Below are 1,489 nucleotides of genomic sequence, written 5' to 3' on the forward strand. Positions count from 1 at the left end.
TGGTTCATCACCAAATTTTGTGATTTAGTGACAAAAAAGAGAAAGCACTGACGAAATCCTGGCAATAATGTTAGTGGTGAAATCAACATTAAGGAGGTCTCGTAAGTGCTTTCGATACCACTAGGATTGCCAGAATTGAAAGTGATTAAACAAGAACTTCATTCCTATGGTTATGCGATTCATGTAGAGAAAACAGAGACACAGGAACGCTGCCCTCATTGTGGGTTTGCCACTTCCACTGTCCACGACAGACGGACAAGAAAAGTACGGGATTTGGCGATTTTCCATCAGCCGGTGTACTTGTTCGTCAAGGTAAAGCGCTATCGGTGCTGGAATTGTTCCCACGTGTTTTCTGCCTCTTTGGAATCGATTCAGCCCAATCAACATTACACCAATCGATTTTGTGAGCACTTGTATGAACTTTGTGAAGGCTCCACCATTCAAGATGTTAGCCGAAAGCACCGCATCCCATATACGACATTGGAACGCATCTACTACTCCATCGCATCAAAAAAAGCAAAAGAACGCCAAACCGCAACGGAGGCATCCTGTCAGGAAGGGATGGTGCTTAGCTTAGATGAAATCGCGGTAAAAAAGGGACATCAGTATGAAACCGTATTGATGGATGCTAAAGCTGGATCGGTCATGGGAATGCATGCCGATCGCCAATGTGACTCCGCCATCCACTTGTTGAGCCAGAATGTCCTGTCGAGAGAAAGGGTTCAAACGGTGATTCTTGACATGTGGGAACCTTATCATAAGGCGGTTCGTGCCCTGTTTCCATCTGCTTCGATTGTCATCGATAAGTACCATGTGGTTCAAAAAGTGACACAAGCCTTGGATCAAGCAAGAAAGGAATGTTCTCCATTGAAGAAGGCTCGATATCTTCTCTTAAAAGGCTGTGAAAAGCTTCGTAAAGATCAACGGCGTCGATTAGACGATATCTTGGAGGAGTATCCGGTACTTTCCATTGCCTATTATCTGAAAGAGTTGTTTAGAGATTTTTACCGAACCGATGGATATAACGAAGCAAAGGAACGCTTGGAAGAATGGATTCAGTTAGCCAAACAGAGCCCTTTTGCTTCTTTTCAGGAAGTAGCCAACACGCTTGAAAGGTGGAAGGAGCCGATTCTTTCCTACTTTTTGTACCCATATACCAATGCCCGAATCGAGGGGACGAATCACAAGATCAAAAACATCAAACGCCGAGCATATGGCTATCGAAATCGAGAACGGTTTCGTTTGCGTGTATTTCTGGAGTGTACAGGGAACACTACAGGTAGTCAGGCTTCTTAAGCGCTCCCTTCTTCCGCTATCGGTATGATAGTTGGTAGAATGGAACCCGTCAAGGAAAGCGCTTGACTGTTTCCATTCTACCAACTTGGTGGTCTGTATGCGGAAGAAGGATCTTGACTGATGAACCCATTTCATCCAGCTAACATGTTTCTGGGATTGAGTGGAAATCACAGAAAATGGTGAAGACCCAAAA

The 1,489-nt window shown here is 44.5% G+C and carries 1 protein-coding gene; it reads left to right on the plus strand.

Annotated features, from left to right (window positions below):
• Positions 1 to 105 precede the first annotated feature (105 nt).
• Positions 106 to 1,296 carry an ISL3 family transposase gene (locus HNQ84_RS14245; protein ID WP_435622465.1) on the plus strand — a complete coding sequence of 397 codons (1,191 nt, stop codon included), beginning with the start codon at positions 106 to 108 and terminating at the stop codon, positions 1,294 to 1,296.
• Positions 1,297 to 1,489 lie beyond the last annotated feature (193 nt).

Origin of the sequence: Anoxybacillus eryuanensis, assembly GCF_051200995.1 — a bacterium.
GTDB classification, from domain to species: domain Bacteria; phylum Bacillota; class Bacilli; order Bacillales; family Anoxybacillaceae; genus Anoxybacillus; species Anoxybacillus tengchongensis.